Raw genomic sequence first — 20,062 nt, 5'->3', positions numbered from 1 at the left:
TGTTACGGCGCGATTATTGCGCTACCGCTTCGGCGGCTGCCTGCATGTCCATCCAGTGCGGTTCCCAGATATGGCCATCAGGGTCTTCGAAGCTGCGACCGTACATGAAGCCTAGGTCCTGCTTGGGGTTGCAGTCCGGAGTACCGCCATGCGCGGCGGCGGCTTCGGTAACGGCATCGACCGCTTCCCTGCTGTCGCGGCTGATCGCCAGCATGACCTGCGCGCTGTCCTTGCCCACGGGGATCGCCTTGGTGGTGAAATCACCCCATTTTTCGTGGGTCAGCAGCATCACGTAGATCGCATCCGACAGCACCATGCAGGCGGCGGTGTCGTCACTGAACATGGGATTATTGGTGAAGCCGATCGCCTCGTAGAACGCCTTGGACCTGTCCAGATCTGCGACCGGGAGGTTCACGAAAATCATCTGTGTCATCGGTCGTCTTCCTTTCGCTCTGCGACTCGGAACTTGCCTTTGATGGGCGGATGAGTTACAAAAAGCAACTATGCAGTTACAAAAAGAAACCACAACTGGGTCGGGCGCGCACGGCAAGTGGTATAACGATGCCTGCGGTACCGCCTTCGGTATGGAACTTGTGGGCGAGCGGTGGTCGCTGCTCGTAGTCAGGGAATTAATGTTTGGGCCTCTGCGTTTTTCCGCGCTGCGGGCCAACCTGCCCGGAATATCGGCCAAGGTGCTGACCGAACGGCTGGAGAAGCTGGAAGCGGCCAATGTCCTCGCGAAGCGCGTGCTGCCGCCGCCTTCCGGCGCGCAGGTCTATGAACTCACCGAATGGGGCTATGCCGCCGAGCCGCTGATCCAGGAACTGGGCCGCTGGGCCGCGAAGAGCGCGCAGCACGATCCCACGCTGCCGCTGTCACCCACGAGCTTCATGCTCTCGCTGCGCACCATGCTGGACCCGGGGAAGGCGGGCGACTGGCGCACGCGCATCGGTTTCCGTTTTCCCGAGGTCGGCTTCGTGGCGGAACTGGCGGACGGCCGGATGCCCGTTCAACGCATTGAACCGGAGGAATGCGACGCGATCTTCGTTGCACCCGCCGGACCCTCGCTCGCCGCGATGTTCTACGTCGGCGTTCCGGCTGAGGAGGTGGGCGCGCGCATCGAGGGCGAGTTGAACGCCGCAGATAAGTTCATGGCGTTGTTCGAGCTGCCGGAGAAAATCGGGTGAGACTTTTCAAGTTTCTATCAACGCATAAAGAGCTGACTTGGGGTGAACCGCAGTCATCGCCGAAGACTAGTTTTACACTGCATATCAATAGGATATGTCAACCGATAGGGATCACCTCGCGCTTGGTCTGAATAGAGAAAAGCTTGGGACTCGCTGTAGTCAGCCACGCCGTCTCGCGGAGCGTCATTTCCGGCCTTACGCCGCAACGGTTTTTTCTTCCCCTTAACGGTGGTCCATGTGGTCCATGTCTCGAAAAAGGCGGAGGGCATTCCAACTTCGGCCACGGCCGAACGCGTGTCTCACCCCTGCCGAAATGCCCAGCGCAGCGTCTTGCCCATGCTCCATGTCGCAGCGCGGGCGGGGAGGGCGGTGAGGCCCGGGCGCTCAAGGCCGAGCAACGAGCGGGCGAAGGGCGGGAGCAGGGCGACTGCCTCCGCGCCGAGCATGGCCTGAACGGCGGGCGGGGCGCCCTGCGGTCTCTGGTTGAGAACGAGATCGGCGATCTCGCGCGCTTCGGGGCTGGTCCGCAGGTCGGCGCGCAGCTCGCGGAAGATCGCCTCCGCCTCGCGCCGGTCGGTCGGCACCGGATCGGCCCCCAGTGCACGGGCGATGATCGCGAACTGGCGATAGTATTCGTCTTGCTCACCGCCCGGCATATCGGGGCGGACATGGCGCATATAGGCGGCGAGGAAGCTGGTTGCCTCGGCCACATGGACCCAGGCGAGCACGCGCGGATCGGTGGCGGAGTAGGGGTCCCCGTCCGGAAGCGTGCCCCCGACAGCGGCATGGATACGGTTGACCCGCTCGATTGCTGTCCTGGCGTCATCCCTGTGCCCGAAGCTCGTCACCGCGATGAAACGCGCCGTGCGCCGCAGCCGGCCATGCATGTCGCTGCGGAAATTGGAATGATCGAGCACTCCTTGCAACGCGTGGGGGTGGAGCATCTGGAGCAGCAGCCCGCGAATACCTCCGACCATCATCGCCACGATATCGGCGTGGACCATGCGGATCGGCGTGTCCTTTTCGAACAGTGCCTCCTCCGATGGCGGGACGGGCTGCTCGCCGTCTTCGACATCGTTGAACACGCCCCGAACCTTGTCGACCAGCCTCAGGCGCAGCTTTTCGGAAAGGGGAGTTTGCGGCATCGCCAGCCAATATAGGCTTGGCGCGCCGGAGATAAATCCCTACGTCGCCGGGGCGATGAATGACATGACCGACAAGAGCTTCGAACCTTCCTCTAAGACCGTGCTTGCCGCGCCCGACACCGAGGTGGACGTGCGCGAGACTTTCGGCATCGATATCGACTGGAAGGTCCCGGCCTTTTCGAAGCCGGACGAGCGCACGCCCGATCTCGACGAAGCCTATGTATTCGATGCGGATACCACGCTCGCCATCCTCGCCGGCTTCGCGCATGATCGCCGCGTGATGGTGCAGGGCTATCACGGCACCGGCAAATCGACGCACATCGAACAGGTCGCGGCACGGCTCAACTGGCCGTGCATCCGCATCAATCTCGATGCGCATATCAGCCGTATCGATCTGGTCGGCCGCGATGCTATCGTCCTCAGGGACGGGTTGCAGGTGACCGAATTCCGCGAAGGCCTGCTGCCCTGGGCGCTGCAGCATCCGGTTGCGCTTGTGTTCGACGAATATGATGCGGGCCGCCCGGACGTGATGTTCGTGATCCAGCGCGTGCTCGAACAGCAGGGCAAGCTGACCCTGCTGGACCAGAACCGCGTGATCCGGCCCGATCCGAACTTCCGCCTCTTCGCGACGGCCAACACCGTAGGGCTCGGCGATACGAGCGGGCTTTATCACGGCACGCAGGCGATCAACCAGGGCCAGATGGACCGCTGGAACATCGTCACCGCGCTGAATTACCTGCCCGCCGAGACCGAGCAGAAGATCGTCGAAGCGAAGAATCCCGAGATCGATGCCAAGATCCTCGCCGATATGATCAAGGTGGCCGACCTTTCGCGGCAGGGCTTCATCAACGGCGACATCTCCACCGTGATGAGCCCGCGGACGGTGATCACCTGGGCTCAGAACTATGCGATCTTCAAGGATGTCGGCTTCGCCTTCCGCCTGTCGTTCCTCAACAAGTGCGACGAGGAAGAGCGCATGCTGGTGGCCGAGTATTACCAGCGCGTCTTCGGCGAAGACCTGCCCGAGAGCGTGGTTGGCAAGAGTTAAGGTTGCATGGCCTATGCATGGCTGTGTTATGCGTGTAGCACAGTAAACCGATGGGCGTAATCGACTCCATGTTCCGACGCAGGAAGCGCGAACCGGAAATGTCCGGCCATCGCGGCTATTACTCGCTCAGCGACGACTGGGACGACGACGATGCGTGGGATGATCGGCTCGACGCAGTCGACCATGCCGTGCTCGCCGAAGAGCGCAAGCGGCAGAAATGGTGGCAGCGGGAACATTGGTTCGGACGCCGCAAGCGCTGGTGGGTCGCGCGCATCGTCGCGGTGCTGCTCGCGCTCTTCATCGCGCTGGTAGCCTGGCTGGCGATTACCGCGCCGCTGAACAAGTCGCTCGAACCCATTGCGCCGCCGCAGATCACCTTGCTCGCGTCCGACGGTACGCCGATTGCGCGCAACGGGGCCGTGGTGGACGAGCCGGTCGATATCGATACGCTGCCGCCGCATGTGGTCGAGGCGTTCCTCGCAATCGAGGACCGGCGGTTCTACGATCATTGGGGCGTCGACCCGCGCGGCATCGCCCGCGCGGCCTTCACCGGGACGGGTGGCGGCTCCACCATTACCCAGCAACTCGCCAAGTTCACCTTCCTGACGCCCGAACGCACGCTGACGCGCAAGGCGCGCGAGGCGCTGATCGCCTTCTGGCTGGAAGCCTGGCTGACGAAGGACGAAATCCTCGAACGCTATCTGTCGAACGCCTATTTCGGCGACAACGTCTATGGTCTGCGCGCGGCGAGCCTTCACTATTTCTACCGCAAGCCGGAAAACCTCTTGCCGAACCAGGCGGCCATGCTCGCCGGGCTGTTGCAGGCTCCGAGCGCTTACGCACCCACCCGGCATTACGAGCGGGCGGAGAAGCGTATGGAACTGGTCGTGCAGTCGATGGTCGCGGCGGGATTCATCACCGAGGCGGAAGCGCGCAACATGCGTTCGCCCGCGCTCGACGTAAGGCTCAAGAGCGATCTTCCGACGGGGACCTATTTTGCCGACTGGGCTCTGCCCGAAGCGCGGCAAATGTCCGAAACGGGGTATTCGCGCCAGACGCTGACCACCACGCTCGACGCGCGGCTGCAGAATATCGCCCGCCGCGTAACGTCGAATGCGCCGCTAGGTGAAGCGCAGGTGGCACTTGTGGCAATGCGCCCCAATGGCGAGGTCGTCGCCATGATCGGCGGCAAGGATTACGAGAAATCGCCTTTCAACAGGGCGACTCAGGCGAAGCGCCAGCCCGGGTCCACATTCAAGCTGTTCGTCTATCTTGCGGCGATGCGCGATGGATGGAGCCCGGACGACCGAATCGCCAACACCAAGATCGAACAGGGAGGCTACCGGCCCGAGAATTCCGGTGGGCGCTACTCAGAAAGCCTGACGCTCGAACAGGCCTTCGCCCAGTCGAGCAATGTGGCCGCCGTGCGCCTGTTTGGCGAAGTGGGCAGCGAGAAGGTGATCGAGACCGCGCGCGACCTCGGCGTGACGTCTCCGCTCGCGCAGGGCGATCCCAGTATGGCACTGGGAACTTCGACCATGAGCCTGCTGGAACTCACTTCCGCCTATGCCGCAGTGGCGGCGAATGCCTATCCGGTCGAACCGCGCGCGTTTCCTGCGCCGGATCGCGGGTGGTTCGAAAACATGGTCGATGGACCGTCGAGCTTTTCCGGCTCGACCAGCGCGAACATGGATCGCCTGCTGCGCGCCGCGATCGATAGCGGCACGGGAAGCGCGGCACGTGTTTCGATGCCGGCTTTCGGGAAGACCGGCACCACGCAGGACAATCGCGATGCAGTGTTCGTTGGCTATGCGGGCGATCTGGTGGTCGGCATCTGGATCGGCAATGACGACAACTCGCCCCTGCAGGGCGTATCGGGCGGCGGCCTGCCCGCCCGCATTTGGCGCGATTTCATAAGCCAGGCTCTTGGCGCGTCTGCCGCTCCCTCAGGTCCGGCCTCGACCACCAGTCCCGATCCGGAGGGCCCGGTCGAGCCGCTCGATGTGCCGAACCTCGAAGACATTCCCCTGGGCGATGGCAATTCGCGCATCCGCATCCGCGATGGCGAGGCCGTCTTCAGTACCGAAGTCGATGGTATCCCGATCGACATCAGGCTCGACGATCGGGGCATCGGTGTCGATGAAGAGACGATCGAAGCCGCGCGCCGAAGGGCCGAGGAAAGACGCCGGGAAGAAGAAGAGCGCTACGAGGAGATCCGCGACCAGCTCGAGAGCGGAGGGCGCATCGAGAGCAACTAGCCTTCAGGCTGGGCCATCAAGACGTTCATGACTGCTGTAGCTATCGGGCGCGAACGGTCATCCTGCCACGCTTCTACGGTCAGATTGGCACTGCGGCGCCCGAGCTTGGTTATCCGGCCCTTTGCAAAGCAGGTCTGCGATTTGCCCGCCGCGAGATACTGGACGGTGATGTTGATCGGCTTGAGAACGGCATCGCGTTCGATGCGCGCCAGTTCGGCGCGCAAGGCGGCATAGCCCGCCGTTTCCAGCAATCCGCCCGTGGCTCCGCCGTGGAAATGTTCGGGACGTCCCTCGACCGCCTCGACGAACTCCACGCACATGATCGGCACGCCATCTTCCCAGTCGGCAAGCTGGATCCCGAGAGAACGCGCATAGGGCGTCAGCGCCTCGATATCGGGGTTGTCAGCCACCCGGGAGCTCCCGCTTCGGATCGCCGCCGATCTTCATGAAGACCGCCTGTATGTGTGCAACCGGATCATCCGCATCGCTATCATGCGCGAGCCCCCTGACGAAGGCCGCACTCCGGGTGATCCGGTAGCATTGCGAACGACCGAATACCGCCGCACCGTCGCGGGCCGGGCGAACATAATCGACGCGAAGGTCCAGAGTGGCGATGGCCTCGAACCGGTCCATCGCTTTCCAGATGGCAAGGCCGCTCGCCATGTCCATAAGACTGAGGATGGGGCCGGACGCAAGCACGTGTTGACCTTCCTCGCCCAGCAGATCTTCCCGCCATGGCAGTTCGAGTTCGACCCAATCGTCGCCATGGTCGGAATACCGCATGCCGAGCCACCCGGGATGCCCCCTGCTGGTGAGAAACGGAGTGGCCGTTTTAGGATCGAAGGCAGCTTGCTGGCTCATATGCGATTGCGCGGATAGCCGTGCGCTCCCGTCGAAGCCAATCTTTTAATTCGCCTGGATTGGGACCTGTTGGGGCTGGTGGACAAGGTACCCGGCTTAGACCCGCAGATTCGCGCTAGAGCAGGATCGCGATAGTCAGGATAAGGAGCAATCCGACAAGGCCAATTCCAACCAGCCGGCCGATCGCATTGACCAGTCCGTTGCGCCTGCGGCCGGACAAGGCATCCAGCCTCTCGTCGAAATTAATCATTGCGCGACCCTCTCCCATCAAATTCCTCCCCCTGCCAGCGTGTCTATTGCGCCTTGCAGGATGATCGCAGCGGCATGGCTGTCGATCTTCTCCGCCCGCTTCGCCCGGCTCATGTCCTGGCCGATCATGGCGCCTTCGGCGCTCGAAGTGGACCAGCGTTCGTCCCATAAAAGTATCGGAAGTTCAACCGTTTGGGATAAGTTTCTTGCATAGGCACGGCTGGCTTGCGCGCGGGGACCCTCGCTGCCGTCCATATTGCGCGGCAAACCGATGACGATACCCTTGATGGAGCGTTCGGTAACGATCTCGCGCAGCTTGCCGCAATCCTTCGTGAACTTGCTGCGAGGAATTGTCTTGCCAGCGGTGGCGTAGCGCCAACCTGCATCGCAAGTGGCGACGCCAATGGTCTTGGTGCCGAGATCGAGTCCAAGCAGTGCGCCACCCTCTGGAAGAGCGTCGCCATATTCCAGCGCGCTGTCGGTGATCACGCTTCCCGGTTCGCCCATGCATTCACGCGCCGGAGGACGTCTTCCTGAAGGTTTTTCCAAAAGAGCGGGATATCGTAGACGTGATAGTTTCCGCCCGGAAGAACGCCGGGCCCCAGCTCGGGCGGATCGCCGATCAGCAGGAGCCCGCGCTCGTCACATCGTGCTGGAATGGCACCGGCCACGAGTTCGCCCGAACTCAGATCCTCGCTCGGCTTCAGAGTGCCGAGATTGGCCGAGGCCGGAGCCTCTCCGCCCGTGCTCCCGGTCAGCGGGTTGACGCAGAGAATCGGTCCATCCCCTCGCGGCTCGCCATCCAGACCCGGTGTCGCTTCATAGCGTCGCTCGAAAAAGTCGGCGTTTCCATCATCTGAGAATGCGGAATAGGCAAGTATGCACCCCTGCTGATCCGGGGATGCGCAGGCAGGAAGAGGAAGGACGGGCAAGTCATGTTCGACCGAGATGGGCCAACCGATGGCGTAGACGGCTACTATCCGGTCGGTGATGCCCCGCGCCTCGGCCTTTTCCATGAGGAGCCGCAGGATGTGGACGGATCCCTGACTGTGTCCTGCCAGAACGATGGGCTTATCTTCATTCACGCTATCGAGGAAGTAGTCGAAGGCTTGGGCAACGTCGGCAAAGGCCGCGTCGATAGCCATCTGTGCTTCAGGCTGGTCGGTTAGGAATGCCCCCGCCGCCGCCTGGCGATATTTGGGTGCCCATAGTTCATCCGCGCGATTGAAGGGGCTCGCCAGTCCGCGGAGAAAGGTGCGGGCACGACTATTGGTGGTAGCGTCGTCGAGCGTGGCGTTCCACTCGGTACCGCCGGCTTTGAGAAAACTTGTCGGGGGCACGAAGAACACTGCAAAGCTGGGTACTTCTGCGGCCTCCGCCGCTTCACCAGTGCTTGAACTGCCGGTATCAAGTTTCCCGGGGGCATCGAGGCTTTGCTCGGCCGCAGGTCGTTCGGGCGACGGAGCTTTACTGGCCGGATCAGCTGCCGGCTCGGCGATGGCGGGCTGGTATCGCGAAGGATCGTTGGTTCCGAGGCCTGGACGCGAATACCACATCTCGGGATCTTCATAGGCGTTGGCGGCGAGCGCCTCCTGCTCCACGAACTCGCCGCGCGGGACGAACGCGATTTCCGTCGCTTCACGTGACCAGATAGACAGTGCGATGGCCCCGCCGATTACCAGCACGATGATCAGAGCGACGATGAAAAGAAACTTACGGGCCATGTCAGGCGGGCTCCGGTGCTTGGGCGGGTTCGATATCGCCCTTGCGGCGCGAGCTGCGCCGTTCGAGCGCGACCTTGATCATCGCCAGCAACGGATCGGCAAGGGCTAGTCCGAGAATGCCGAACAATACGCCGAAAATGAGCTGCGCCGAAAGCACCAGCCCGGGAGCGAGATCGACGGTCTTTTTGGCGATCATCGGGACGAGGACGTAACCGTCGAAGTTCTGGACGAGAAAGTACACGAAAACCGTGTAAAGGCCCATGTCGACGCCACCAGAAAAGCCCACCAGAACCATAAGTACGCCCGAAATGATCGCGCCGATATTGGGAATAAAGGCGAGAAGCCCGGTCAGCAGTCCCAATAGCGCAGCCATCGGTACCGGATCGATGCCGATCAGCATGCCTCCGAACGCCAGCATGATCCAGGTGAAGAACCCTTCGAAGGCCATGCCGACGAGCCGGCCCGCCATGAGGCGACGCAGTGTGTAGGCTTGGTGGCTCAGTGTGTCATAGAACGCGCTGCGCTGTTTGGCGGGTACCATCCAGGCCACGCCCCGCTCGTAAATGCGCGGATCGATGGCGAAATAGATGCCGATGATCACGATGAGCGCCAGCGTGGTAACGCCGCCGAATATGCCCCCGATCGCTTTGGTTACCGTGCCCACTCCGCTGGCCATATTGCCGGCGAGCCGTTCGATGTCGTTCGCTCCTATCGCGAAGCCCTGTTCCTGCAGGTAGGCGAACGCCCGGGCCAGCTGCTCGTTGATGATCGAAGGGAATTGGGCGGCCTGCTGAGAAATCTGTGAACCGGCAAAATAGCCGAGCCACACGAAGAATGCCGTGACGAAAAGCAGCACGATGGCCACCCGCCAACCGCGCCCGATCGGCGCGACCTTGGCGATCAGACGGGCACCGCCGTCGATCATGCAGGCAAAGACCATCGCACCGAAGATAACCAGCAGGGATTGCGAGATATGTACGGTTAGCCAGAGCAGTCCGATGACGAGGCCCCAGACCAGTGCACGGCCGGCTTCGAAGCGAAGCTTGGGGTTGCCGATATAAGTGGGGCTGGCCCCGGGATCGTCATGATAGGCAAGATCGTTCTTGCTCGCGCGATCCCCATCCGACGTCGTATCTTTCATTCGGCGCTTGCCCCTGCATCGACTGCCGGCCGCAAGGTGGTCCACGCACGGCCTTCACGCAAGCTCGTAAACCAGCTTACGGGATTAAGCGTGGTCGAACCGTCGAGCGAGAAGCTGATAAACTCCGCCCGCCCGCCGATGTTTTCCAGGGGCACGGGACCGAGCAACCCGCGCGACGAGTTGAGTTCGCGGCTGTCGGAAGAATGATCACGGTTGTCTCCCATCACGAAGACATGGCCTTCGGGGATCGTCATCTCCACAAAATTATCCAGTCCGCCGTTCATGTGGTCGATGATCAGGTAATTCGCGCCATTGGGTAGTGTCTCGCGATAGACTGGTACGCGGCAGACCCGGTTTCCCGCCTCATCGGTGGCTAGGAAGGAGGGTTCGTAGAAACCCATGCAATCCGAATTCGCATCAATCGGCAGATCCAGCGGCGGCTCTGCTTCCTGAGGTACCGGCTCACCGTTGAGGATGATCTGGCCGTTACGTACCGCCAGGCGGTCACCCGGTCGGCCGACCACGCGCTTGATGTAATCCTCGTCGCGTTCGGGATGGACGGGGATCACGATGTCGCCATATTCTGGGGTCGAGGCGGCCACGCGCCAATCACCGCGTGGAGCGAGGTGGAAACTGACAGAGGACCAGTTCCATCCATAAGGATACTTGCTCACCACTAATCGGTCACCCACCAGCAGGTTGGGCAGCATCGATTCAGATGGGATGTAGAAGGGCTTGGCGATGAAGCTGTGGAAGGCGAAAACGGCCAGCAGCATCAGCGCCAGACCCCGGATTTCCGCGATCCAGTCGACCTTCTTTTCGTCCTGCTTCTTCTTTTTGGTAGTGTCGGTCACGTCGGCGGTGTCAGCACTCATGCGGGGAGGCCTCGATAATCACGAAGGCCTGTGCCCATGGATGGTCGTCGGTGAGGGTGAGATGAATGCGCGCCTCATGGCCGGGTGGCAGCATTTCGGCAAGCCTTTCCGCCGCCCCGCCGGTAAGCGCAAGCGTCGGCTTGCCCGAGGGCGCGTTCACCACGCCGATGTCCTTATGGAACACGCCGCGTGCGAAGCCTGTACCCACCGCCTTGGCGAAGGCCTCCTTCGCCGCCCAGCGCTTGGCGAAAGTGCCGACGCGGGTGAAAGGACGTCTCTCCGCCTTCGCACGCTCGATATCGGTGAAGCACCGCGCCTCGAATTTCTCGCCCCACCTTTCGAGCGAGTTGGCAATCCGGTCCATGTTGGTGAGATCGTTGCCCATTCCGATGATCATAGGACCCTCGCGAAAATCGCCATCAGCATCGCTAGCATCATCCAATGCAGGACGACCTGCGTCTTGACCAAGGCGTGATCGATCTGACCCTTCGCGCGCTTGAGCGCCCCGGAATAGCCCAGAACCTGTATGATCGGCCAGCCAACGGAAAAAGCAAGCAGGGTTTGCCGCGAAATCGCAATGCCCAACAGCGCTATGCTTGCAAGGAATGGGATCGCCGCGCCAAGCGCCCAGAACTTGACGCTGCGGGTAAGCGCCTCGTTCACCGTGCTTCGTCCATCAGCTCGCGCATGTGGCGCACTGCCTGTTCCAGTCCGACGAACACCGCTTCGCCGACCAGATAATGCCCGATGTTGAGTTCTGCCAATTGCGGGATTGCGGCAATGGGTTGGACGTTTTCGTAAGTGAGGCCGTGCCCTGCGTGCGGTTCAATCCCGTTCTTCGCGGCCAGGGCGGACAGGTCGGCAATTCGCTTCAGTTCGCGCGCAGTCTTCTCGCCATCTCCGGCCACGTGGGCGTGAGCATATTCGCCGGTATGGAACTCTACCACCGGCACGCCAAGTTTTAGTGCCGCCTCCAGCTGGCGTTCTTCAGCTTCGATGAAAAGCGAAACGCGAATGCCGTTATCCTTGAGCTTCCATACGATCGGCGCGAGCGTGTTGTGGAGGCCCGCGGCGTCGAGACCGCCTTCGGTGGTGCGCTCCTCCCGCTTCTCTGGGACGATACAGGCGGCGTGCGGACTATGCCGCAGCGCGATCTCCAGCATTTCCTCGGTCGCCGCCATCTCAAGGTTGAGGGGAAGGTCGGTCGCTTCCTGGATACGCCTGAGGTCCGCATCGCGGATATGCCGCCGGTCCTCCCGCAGATGTGCTGTAATCCCGTCGCCGCCTACGCTTGCCACGATTTCCGCTGCGCGCACCGGATCTGGATGGTCGCCGCCGCGCGCATTGCGGATCGTGGCGACGTGGTCGATATTGACGCCGAGGCGCAGGGGACGAGTCAAGCCTCCCGGCTCCCGGGCTTGGTGACCTCGATGGCTGTGAGCTCGGCAGGGACTTTATCGTCGGCATAGGTCGGGAAATTGATGTCGATCAGCGGATAGAACGGAACCCCCAGATCCGATTCTCCATTGCTGCGGTCGACCAATGCGACTTCCGCAATTACCTCGCCGCCCTCGCGCCCTACGGCCGCAATGGCCTCGCGGCTGGAGAGGCCGGTAGTCACGACGTCCTCTGTCATCAGAACCTTCGCACCCTTCTCCAGCCGAAAACCGCGTCGCAGGTGGAAGGCGCCCCCGGGCCGTTCGAGGAACATTGCATCCTTCCCCAATGCGCGGCCCATTTCCTGCCCGATGATGATACCGCCCATGGCAGGGCTGACCACCACGTCGATCTGGCTGCGGATGTCGCGGGGGATCTTTTGCGCAAGCGCAAAGGCAAGCCGTCCTGCCCGGTCGGGATTCATAAGTACCCGTGCACATTGAAGATAATGGCCGCTGTGGCGCCCGCTGGAGAGCAGGAAATGGCCCTCGAGCAAGGCCTCACTCGCGCGGAATTCAGAGAGGATTTCGTCTTCTGTCATGGTGCTGAATGCCAAAGCGACTTGCGCGCGTTTGCGCAAGAGGCAATGGGACTTGCACATTTTTATCGACCATCCGCTTGAGGCTGGCGGAAACCCTGCCTATAGGGCCCAACGCAATCGGGCCTCGCATGAGGGGCGGATTCCCGCGCGCACGCAGGCTCCGCAGGCATCGCATACCCGAAATACGACACGACACGGAAGAGTGCCAAAGTAATGAAAACTCTCGGATTTCACCGGATCGTTGCCAGCCTCGCGATGGCATTCTCGCTGATTTTCGGCGCGCCCATCGCTTTGGCGCAGGATGCTTCGGACGCGGCGGCGGCGGAACAACTCGAATCTGTCGACCCGGCGGAAGCAGCAGATGTCGCGGATCCCGACGCGGTTTCCGAGGGCAGCGGCGCTTACACTCCGATGGCGCCGACCGAGGGCAAGGGTATGCCGGTGGATGCGGGTTGGGATATCCAGCCCCAATATTCCGAAGACGGCGAATTTGCCTATGGACTGCACATCGGCCTGATTTGGGTCATGGTGGTGATATGCGCCTTCGTACTCGCCCTGATGCTCTACACCATGTTCCGTTTTCGCCGGAAGGCGAACCCGGTTCCCTCCAAGACGAGTCACAATACGCTGATCGAAGTCGTGTGGACTGTTGTGCCCGCGCTCATCCTGCTTGCCATCGCTATCCCGTCGATCACCCTGATCGCCAAGCAGTATGAAACGCCGCCCAAGGATGCGATTACGATCAAGGCAATCGGCTATCAGTGGTACTGGGGATATGCCTATCCCGACAACGGCGATTTCGAGATTATATCGAACATGCTCGACAAGGACGAAGCCAATGCGCGTGGCGAGCCGCACCAGCTTGCCGTCGACAACCGCATGGTCGTTCCGGTCGGCGTTCCGATCCGCCTGCAGGTGACTGCGGCCGACGTGATCCACTCCTTCGCCGTGCCTAGCCTCTGGTTCAAGATGGATGCCGTGCCGGGTCGCCTGAACGAACGGATTTTCCAGGTTGACGAGCCGGGTGTCTATTACGGCCAGTGCTCCGAACTTTGCGGCGCGCGCCACGGCTATATGCCGATCGCCGTCGAAGCATTGCCGATGGACCAGTATAATGATTGGGTCCTAGCGCAGGGCGGCACCGTTGCAGGCGCGGAAGAGGAAGGTGTCGAAGCCGACCCTGCCGCCGTCCCGCTGCAGGAGCCGGAAAGTGCCGAACCGTCTGCTCCGGGAGCAGGCGCACCGCCGGTCGAAGACGCGACCACCTGATAAGACCGACGACGAATTCCTACGCGAGAGACTAGCATCATGGCTACCACCGCCGACACTTTCCAGGCCCATACCGACCACGCGCACGATCATGCCGATCACAAACCCGGCTTCTTCGCACGCTGGTTCATGTCCACGAACCACAAGGACATCGGTACGCTTTACCTGATCTTCGCGATCATCGCCGGCGTCGTCGGTGGTGCGATCTCGGGCATCATGCGTGCAGAGCTTGCAGAGCCGGGCATCCAGTACCTGCAGTTCTGGGCCGAATTCATGGGCGGCAATGCCGATTTCGACACCTCGCTGCACATGTGGAACGTGTTCATCACCGCCCACGGCCTGATCATGGTCTTCTTCATGGTCATGCCTGCGATGATCGGCGGCTTCGGTAATTGGTTTGTACCGCTCATGATCGGTGCGCCGGACATGGCCTTCCCGCGCATGAACAACATCTCGTTCTGGCTCACCGTAGCCGGCTTCTTCTCGCTGATCTTCTCGCTCTTCGTGCCCGGCGGTACGGGGCCGGGTGCGGGTACGGGCTGGACGGTGTATGCGCCGCTTTCGACCAGCGGTAGCCAGGGTCCGGCGGTCGATTTCGCGATCTTCTCGCTCCACCTTGCCGGTGCCGGTTCGATCCTGGGCGCGACGAACTTCATCACCACCATCTTCAACATGCGTGCGCCGGGAATGACCCTGCACAAGATGCCGCTGTTCGTGTGGTCCGTGCTGGTCACCGCCTTCCTGCTGCTGCTCGCCCTGCCGGTGTTGGCTGCAGCGATCACCATGTTGTTGACCGACCGCAACTTCGGCACGACCTTCTTCGATCCGGCAGGTGGCGGCGATCCGGTCCTGTACCAGCACCTTTTCTGGTTCTTCGGCCACCCGGAAGTCTACATCATGATCCTGCCGGGCTTCGGCATGGTCAGCCAGATCGTGGCGACCTTCAGCCGCAAGCCGGTGTTCGGCTATCTCGGCATGGCCTATGCCATGGTCGCAATCGGCGTGGTCGGCTTTATCGTCTGGGCGCACCACATGTACACCGTGGGCCTCGACGTGAATACGAAGATGTATTTCACGGCTGCGACAATGGTCATTGCGGTCCCGACCGGCGTGAAGATCTTCAGCTGGATTGCCACCATGTGGGGCGGCTCGATTGAGTTCAAGTCGCCCATGGTCTGGGCACTGGGCTTCATCTTCCTGTTCACCGTAGGCGGCGTGACCGGTGTCTATCTCGCGAATGGCGGCGTGGACGACGTGGTGCACGACACCTATTTCGTAGTGGCGCACTTCCACTACGTACTGTCGATGGGTGCAGTGTTCTCGCTGTTCGCGGGTTTCTATTACTGGTTCCCGAAGATGAGCGGCAAGATGCACTCCGAACTGCTAAGCCATCTTCACTTTTGGTTTTTCTTCGTCGGCGTGAACGTGATCTTCTTCCCGCAGCACTTCCTTGGCTGGCAGGGTATGCCGCGCCGGTATCCCGATTATGCCGACGCGTATCAATACTGGAACGAGGTCAGCACCATCGGTTATATGATCATGGCGTTCTCGATGGTGTTCTTCTTTATCAACATCATCTACGCGTTCGTGGCCGGGAAGAAGGCGGAAGCCAACTATTGGGGTGAAGGTGCGACCACGCTCGAATGGAGCCTGTCGAGCCCGCCGCCGTTCCATCAGTTCAGCGAACTGCCGGTGATCGAAGAGCATCACGATTATCACGACCACATCGGCGATCCGGAGCCTTCCAAGGCCTGAGTATTACCGCCACTGGACAAGTGAGAGCGGCCGGCCCCATGAAGGGCCGGCCGTTTTCTTTTGTGCGGATCGAGGAACATCATGGCTCAAATGCGGAACGTCGACGTCGGAGAACTGAACCTTCGCTGTGCGATTGAAGGGGCGGGGCCGCTCGTCATTCTCGTCCACGGCTTCCCGGAAAGCTGGTATAGCTGGCGTCACCAGCTCGCCCCGCTCGCTGAAGCAGGTTTCACCGCCTGCGCAATCGGCGTTCGCGGATATGGTGATTCTGACAAACCGGATCCGGTCGAAGCATATGCGATGGAGCGGATCGTCGGCGATCTCGTGGGCCTCAAGATGGCCCTGCAACCTGAGCAGCCAGCCATTCTCGTGGGCCATGATTGGGGTGCGCCGATCGTCTGGAACACGGCACTGACCCGTCCGGAGCACTTCAAGGCCGTCGCGGGCCTATCCGTCCCCTTCGCAGGCGTTCCGCAGCGCCCGTTCACCGAAGTCTTCCACGAACATTTCACCAGCAAGGGCAAGTTCTTCTACCAGGAGTATTTCCAGGAGCCGGGGGTTGCGGAAGCCGAAGCGGAGCAGAATCCGCGCGATTGGGTCGCGCGGATGATGTATTCGATCAGCGGGGACGTGCCGTCAGGCGAGTACTGGACGAAGCCGCTTGGTGCGACATTCCTCGAAGGGCTGCCCGACCCGAAGCCTGTGCCATGGCTAACGGAGGAAGATCTCGACTTCTACGAAGCAGAATTTAGCCAGTCTGGTTTCCGCGGTCCGCTCAACCGGTATCGCAACCATGAACGCGATTACGAATGGCTACAGGGCTGGAAAGACAAGCGGATCGAGCAGCCCGCACTATTCATCGGTGGAACGCGCGATCCCGCGACCTATCTTTTCGGCGCCGTGACTGATCCCGTAGCGCTGATGAAGATGTTCGCTCCTCAGGTTGAAGGGCATATTCTGGATGGAGTGGGCCACTGGACGCAACAGGAACGGCCTGAAGCGGTCAATCGCTTGCTGATTGACTGGATTAAGCGGGTGTGACCGACTATAGGCGCTGCCACAAGCGAATCCCATGACCGACGTCGTCTCAACAACCCAGCTCCCTGCGGACTGGCGCGACTTTTTCGCGCTGACCAAGCCGCGTGTGATGAGCCTCGTTATCTTCACTGGTCTGTGCGGCCTGCTCGCTGCGCCGGGGAGCATCCATCCCATCATCGGTTTCACCGCCATCCTGTGCATCGCCTTGGGCGCGGGCGGAGCGGCGGCACTCAATCAGTGGTGGGAAGCGGATCTCGACGCGGGAATGAAACGCACATCGAAGCGTCCGCTGCCCGCAGGCCGGATGCATCGCACCGATGCACGCGACTTTGGCGTCCTTATTTCTGCCGCTTCGGTCATAATCATGGGGCTGGGGGTCAACTGGCTGGCTTCCGGTATCCTCGCGTTCAGCATTGTCTATTACGCGATCGTCTACACGATCTGGCTGAAGCCACGCACGCCGCAGAATATCGTGATCGGCGGCGGGGCAGGGGCGTTTCCCCCGATGATCGGCTGGATTGCCGTAACGGGCGACATCACGCTGATGCCGGTCCTGTTGTTTGCCATCATCTTTTTCTGGACGCCGCCGCATTTCTGGGCGCTCGCGCTGTTCGTGCAGAGCGATTACGCCAAGGTCGGCATCCCCATGATGCCGGTGGTGAAGGGCGAGAAGTCGACTCGCCGCCAGATATTGGCCTATTGCATCGTCCTCGTGCCCATAGCTGCAGCACCCTGGCTGATCGGCGGGACTGGTGCATTTTACGGTGTGACCGCGATCCTTTTGTCGCTGGTCTTCCTGCTGATGAGCTTGCCGGTCGCATTCCGAACCGCGGAAGAATGCGACAAGATGAGTCTGGAGAAGCGCCTGTTCGCTTTCAGTATCTTCTACCTATTCGCCTTGTTCGCCGCGCTGGTGATCGACCGTGTCGCAGCCCAATTTGGAGTATTCGGATGACCCCCGAAGAGGAAAAGGAATATCGCCGGCGCCAGAAGAGCCGCAACCTGGTGGTCGGCGGCATCCTGCTGTTTATGGCAATCCTGTTCTACGCTATCACCATTGTGAGAATGTGAGGCAGACATGACTACCGCGACGCTCGAATCCCGCAAGAACCGGACTGCGCTGCTCGCGCTGGCGGCGGCGGCGGGGATGCTGGGCCTTGGATATGCGGCGGTGCCGCTCTACCAGCTATTCTGTCAGGTTACGGGCTTCGGCGGTACCACGCAGCGTGCCACTGAAAGCGAGGCTGCGATTGCCGAACGCTTGGGACAGGCTGCAGGCGGGCAGGAGATATCCATCCGTTTCGACGGAACGGTTGCGCCGGGCCTCGGCTGGTCGTTTCGTCCCGAGCAGGTGACGGATATGGTCACCATCGGGCAGCGCGACATGGCCATCTACCTCGCCAAGAACAACTCGAATCGCCCGATTACCGGGACCGCGACCTTCAATGTCGAGCCCGAGCAGGCCGGCGCCTATTTCAATAAGGTCCAGTGCTTCTGCTTTACCGAGCAGACGCTCCAGCCGGGGCAGGAGGTGCGCATGCCGGTGCTTTACTTCGTCGATCCCAAAGCGCTGGACGACCCGAACATGGAAGGCGTGGAGCAGATCACCCTTTCCTACACTTTCCACGAGGCGAAGGATTAAGCGCCCCAAGCCCCTAGACCCGCAGGCGATCGCGCATTAAGGGCCTCACGCAAAGCGAAACCCAGGATACGAGTACAATGGCTGGTAACGTCAATCACGAATATCACATTCTCGAACCCGACATCTGGCCGTTCATCGGTTCGCTGTCGGCGTTGACCTTCACCAGCGGCATGGTGCTCTACATGCACGAATTGCCGTCAGCGCATCTCGTGCTCGGCCTCGGAATTGCGGGCCTGATCGCGACCTTCTTCAGCTGGTTCTCGAACATCGTGAAGGAAGCCGAGCGCGGCGACCATACGCCGGTCGTACAGCTGCACATGCGCTACGGCATGATCCTTTTCATCGCTTCGGAAGTCATGTTCTTCGTCGGCTGGTTCTGGAGCTGGTTCGACTTCGCATTGTTCCCGAGCGAGATTTCCGAAGTGATCGGGGGGACATTCCCGCCTGCGGCGATCGAATACGTCATCGATCCTTTCAGCCTTCCCTTGCTCAACACACTGATTTTGCTCTGTTCGGGCACGACCGTAACCTGGGCGCATCACTCGCTGATCCACGGTGACCGGGAAGGCCTCAAGAGAGGTCTGTGGCTTACCGTCCTGCTCGGTGCGCTGTTCACAGCTATCCAGGTTTACGAATATGCCGTCGCACCCTTCGAGTTCGGCGGAAACACCTACAGCTCCGCTTTCTACATGGCGACCGGCTTCCACGGCTTCCACGTGCTGGTCGGCACGATCTTCCTGATCGTCTGCCTGATCCGCACCTACAAGGGACACTTCACCCCGCGGCAGCACTTCGGTTTCGAAGCGGCAGCGTGGTACTGGCACTTTGTCGACGTGGTGTGGCTGTTTCTTTTTGCAGTCGTCTATGTCTGGGGCGGCTGGGGCGCTGCGACCCACTGATGACGTCCGGTAGTCCGGAAACGAATAAGGGGCAGCCCGGCATCGGCCAGGCTGCCCTTTTCGGTTTGTGCCCGCGATGCGGTGAGAAGACCATGTTCGACGGCGTGCTCGCATTTTCCGGCAAATGTTCGAGTTGCGGCCTCGACTATTCGCGTTTCAACGTGGGTGACGGCCCCGCTGCGCTGGTTACGCTGGTGGTAGGGACGATTACCGTCGGGCTAGCCATCTGGCTCCAACTGTCTGTCGAACCGCCTTGGTGGGTGCATGCGTTGCTCTGGATTCCGCTGACATTCGCGCTTGTCATCGGCCTGCTGCGGATAACGAAGGCGGGACTGCTGGCCAGCGAATACGGGAACGACGCGCGTGAGGCGGGAAGGCGAAAGCTGTGATGCGCGTTCCGATCATCCCGACGATAGTCGTAGCTGCGGCGATCGCGACCATGGTCGCATTGGGCTTCTGGCAACTCGCCCGGATGGACGAAAAAGAAGCGATGCTGGCACGCTTCGCTTCTGTTCAGGAACTCTCGGAACCGGTCCATTTCCCCCGTAGTTCGCAGGAGATAGAGGGTGCCCTCTACAGGCGCAGCAGTGTTGTCTGTGAAGAGGTCCTTTCCCAGCGGACCACACCGGGACGAAACCTCGCGGGGCAGAGCGGCGTCGCGCAGATGGCGCGGTGCCGACTTGCAGAGGGCGGTGAGGCCGAAGTCGCCTTCGGTTGGAGCGCACGGCCACAGGTAGTCGAATGGGGCGGGGGGCCCGTCGAGGGAACTGTCGGACCGGCAGGGCCGGAAGCGCGCCTCGTCGCGTCTGATCCGCAGTCTGGACTGGAGCCGTTGTCACCGCCCGATCCTGCGGACATCCCCAATAACCACCTCGCCTATGCGGGACAGTGGTTCTTCTTCGCCCTCACCGCGCTGGTCATTTATATCCTCGCACTGAAAAAGGGTGTGACCGGGACTAGGCGCGATTAAAGACCCGCTTGCTTGCCCGCATT

General features: G+C 61.3%; 24 protein-coding genes. 11 read left to right on the top strand and 13 right to left on the bottom strand.

Features of this window, described 5'->3' with window-relative positions:
• Positions 1-13 precede the first annotated feature (13 nt).
• Positions 14-433, bottom strand: coding sequence for a VOC family protein (locus tag GRI69_RS05680; RefSeq protein ID WP_160727296.1), 420 nt, complete (start codon positions 431-433; stop codon positions 14-16).
• A gap of 151 nt (positions 434-584) precedes the next feature.
• Here GRI69_RS05680 and GRI69_RS05675 point away from each other — a divergent pair, with 151 nt between their 5' ends.
• Positions 585-1,187, top strand: a complete 603-nt coding sequence (locus GRI69_RS05675) for a winged helix-turn-helix transcriptional regulator (RefSeq protein ID WP_202391860.1) — start codon at positions 585-587, stop codon at positions 1,185-1,187.
• 299 nt (positions 1,188-1,486) lie between these two features.
• Here the strand turns inward: GRI69_RS05675 and GRI69_RS05670 are convergent, their stop codons facing one another.
• On the bottom strand, positions 1,487-2,332 hold the full coding sequence (locus GRI69_RS05670) for an oxygenase MpaB family protein (RefSeq protein WP_160727294.1): 846 nt from the start codon (positions 2,330-2,332) through the stop codon (positions 1,487-1,489).
• A 55-nt stretch (positions 2,333-2,387) separates the two neighbouring features.
• Here GRI69_RS05670 and cobS point away from each other — a divergent pair, with 55 nt between their 5' ends.
• Entirely contained in the window at positions 2,388-3,380 is a 993-nt protein-coding gene (cobS, locus tag GRI69_RS05665) for a cobaltochelatase subunit CobS (RefSeq protein WP_160727293.1), read from the top strand.
• Positions 3,381-3,430: 50 nt separating this feature from the next.
• On the top strand, positions 3,431-5,638 hold the full coding sequence (locus tag GRI69_RS05660) for a transglycosylase domain-containing protein (protein ID WP_160727292.1): 2,208 nt from the start codon (positions 3,431-3,433) through the stop codon (positions 5,636-5,638).
• Here GRI69_RS05660 and GRI69_RS05655 read toward each other — a convergent pair.
• From GRI69_RS05655 to pyrE, 11 genes are all read right to left on the bottom strand, one after another.
• Complete coding sequence (locus GRI69_RS05655) at positions 5,635-6,048, bottom strand: hotdog domain-containing protein (protein WP_160727291.1); 414 nt, start codon at positions 6,046-6,048, stop codon at positions 5,635-5,637. The genes GRI69_RS05660 and GRI69_RS05655 overlap by 4 nt on opposite strands.
• Entirely contained in the window at positions 6,041-6,499 is a 459-nt protein-coding gene (locus GRI69_RS05650; RefSeq protein WP_160727290.1) for a PaaI family thioesterase, read from the bottom strand. The genes GRI69_RS05655 and GRI69_RS05650 overlap by 8 nt, the downstream gene beginning before the upstream one ends.
• Positions 6,500-6,614: 115 nt before the next feature.
• Positions 6,615-6,749, bottom strand: coding sequence for a hypothetical protein (locus GRI69_RS16245; protein WP_272916460.1), 135 nt, complete (start codon positions 6,747-6,749; stop codon positions 6,615-6,617).
• A gap of 17 nt (positions 6,750-6,766) precedes the next feature.
• Positions 6,767-7,255, bottom strand: coding sequence for a Holliday junction resolvase RuvX (gene ruvX / locus GRI69_RS05645; RefSeq protein ID WP_160727289.1), 489 nt, complete (start codon positions 7,253-7,255; stop codon positions 6,767-6,769).
• Complete coding sequence (locus GRI69_RS05640; RefSeq protein ID WP_160727288.1) at positions 7,234-8,472, bottom strand: DUF3089 domain-containing protein; 1,239 nt, start codon at positions 8,470-8,472, stop codon at positions 7,234-7,236. The genes ruvX and GRI69_RS05640 overlap by 22 nt, the downstream gene beginning before the upstream one ends.
• A gap of 1 nt (position 8,473) precedes the next feature.
• Entirely contained in the window at positions 8,474-9,613 is a 1,140-nt protein-coding gene (locus tag GRI69_RS05635) for an AI-2E family transporter (protein WP_160727287.1), read from the bottom strand.
• Entirely contained in the window at positions 9,610-10,488 is an 879-nt protein-coding gene (lepB, locus tag GRI69_RS05630; protein WP_160727286.1) for a signal peptidase I, read from the bottom strand. Before lepB ends, GRI69_RS05635 begins: the two co-directional genes overlap by 4 nt.
• Complete coding sequence (acpS, locus tag GRI69_RS05625; RefSeq protein WP_160727285.1) at positions 10,478-10,885, bottom strand: holo-ACP synthase; 408 nt, start codon at positions 10,883-10,885, stop codon at positions 10,478-10,480. Before acpS ends, lepB begins: the two co-directional genes overlap by 11 nt.
• The gene (locus GRI69_RS05620; RefSeq protein WP_160727284.1) at positions 10,882-11,151 is read right to left on the bottom strand and encodes a pyridoxal phosphate biosynthetic protein; all 270 of its coding nucleotides are present in this window, start codon (positions 11,149-11,151) and stop codon (positions 10,882-10,884) included. The genes acpS and GRI69_RS05620 overlap by 4 nt, the downstream gene beginning before the upstream one ends.
• Positions 11,148-11,888, bottom strand: a complete 741-nt coding sequence (locus tag GRI69_RS05615; RefSeq protein ID WP_160727283.1) for a pyridoxine 5'-phosphate synthase — start codon at positions 11,886-11,888, stop codon at positions 11,148-11,150. Before GRI69_RS05615 ends, GRI69_RS05620 begins: the two co-directional genes overlap by 4 nt.
• Positions 11,885-12,466 (bottom strand): orotate phosphoribosyltransferase, encoded by a 582-nt coding sequence (pyrE, locus tag GRI69_RS05610; RefSeq protein WP_160727282.1) that lies wholly within the window; start codon positions 12,464-12,466, stop codon positions 11,885-11,887. The genes GRI69_RS05615 and pyrE overlap by 4 nt, the downstream gene beginning before the upstream one ends.
• 213 nt (positions 12,467-12,679) lie before the next feature.
• Here pyrE and coxB point away from each other — a divergent pair, with 213 nt between their 5' ends.
• The 8 genes from coxB to GRI69_RS05570 all read left to right on the top strand — a co-directional run bounded on the left by coxB (position 12,680) and on the right by GRI69_RS05570 (position 20,039).
• The gene (gene coxB, locus GRI69_RS05605; protein ID WP_160727281.1) at positions 12,680-13,735 is read left to right on the top strand and encodes a cytochrome c oxidase subunit II; all 1,056 of its coding nucleotides are present in this window, start codon (positions 12,680-12,682) and stop codon (positions 13,733-13,735) included.
• A gap of 39 nt (positions 13,736-13,774) precedes the next feature.
• Positions 13,775-15,490, top strand: coding sequence for a cytochrome c oxidase subunit I (gene ctaD, locus GRI69_RS05600; RefSeq protein ID WP_160727280.1), 1,716 nt, complete (start codon positions 13,775-13,777; stop codon positions 15,488-15,490).
• An 81-nt stretch (positions 15,491-15,571) separates the two neighbouring features.
• Entirely contained in the window at positions 15,572-16,531 is a 960-nt protein-coding gene (locus GRI69_RS05595) for an alpha/beta fold hydrolase (RefSeq protein WP_237452961.1), read from the top strand.
• A gap of 31 nt (positions 16,532-16,562) precedes the next feature.
• On the top strand, positions 16,563-17,483 hold the full coding sequence (locus GRI69_RS05590) for a heme o synthase (protein ID WP_160727279.1): 921 nt from the start codon (positions 16,563-16,565) through the stop codon (positions 17,481-17,483).
• Between the two features lie 123 nt (positions 17,484-17,606).
• Positions 17,607-18,170: a cytochrome c oxidase assembly protein gene (locus GRI69_RS05585; protein ID WP_160727278.1), complete on the top strand. Its 564-nt coding sequence runs from the start codon at positions 17,607-17,609 to the stop codon at positions 18,168-18,170.
• A gap of 77 nt (positions 18,171-18,247) precedes the next feature.
• Positions 18,248-19,069, top strand: coding sequence for a cytochrome c oxidase subunit 3 (locus tag GRI69_RS05580; protein WP_160727277.1), 822 nt, complete (start codon positions 18,248-18,250; stop codon positions 19,067-19,069).
• Positions 19,069-19,458 carry a DUF983 domain-containing protein gene (locus GRI69_RS05575; protein WP_160727276.1) on the top strand — a complete coding sequence of 130 codons (390 nt, stop codon included), beginning with the start codon at positions 19,069-19,071 and terminating at the stop codon, positions 19,456-19,458. The genes GRI69_RS05580 and GRI69_RS05575 overlap by 1 nt, the downstream gene beginning before the upstream one ends.
• A complete protein-coding gene (locus tag GRI69_RS05570; protein ID WP_160727275.1) occupies positions 19,458-20,039 on the top strand; it encodes an SURF1 family cytochrome oxidase biogenesis protein in 582 nt (193 codons plus the stop codon). Before GRI69_RS05575 ends, GRI69_RS05570 begins: the two co-directional genes overlap by 1 nt.
• Positions 20,040-20,062: the final 23 nt, after the last annotated feature.

The sequence above is a fragment of the Qipengyuania vulgaris genome, from assembly GCF_009827325.1.
Lineage (GTDB): Bacteria > Pseudomonadota > Alphaproteobacteria > Sphingomonadales > Sphingomonadaceae > Qipengyuania > Qipengyuania vulgaris.
The sequence above is the reverse complement of the archived record's forward strand: the minus strand, read 5'-3'. Positions and strand labels throughout refer to the sequence as shown.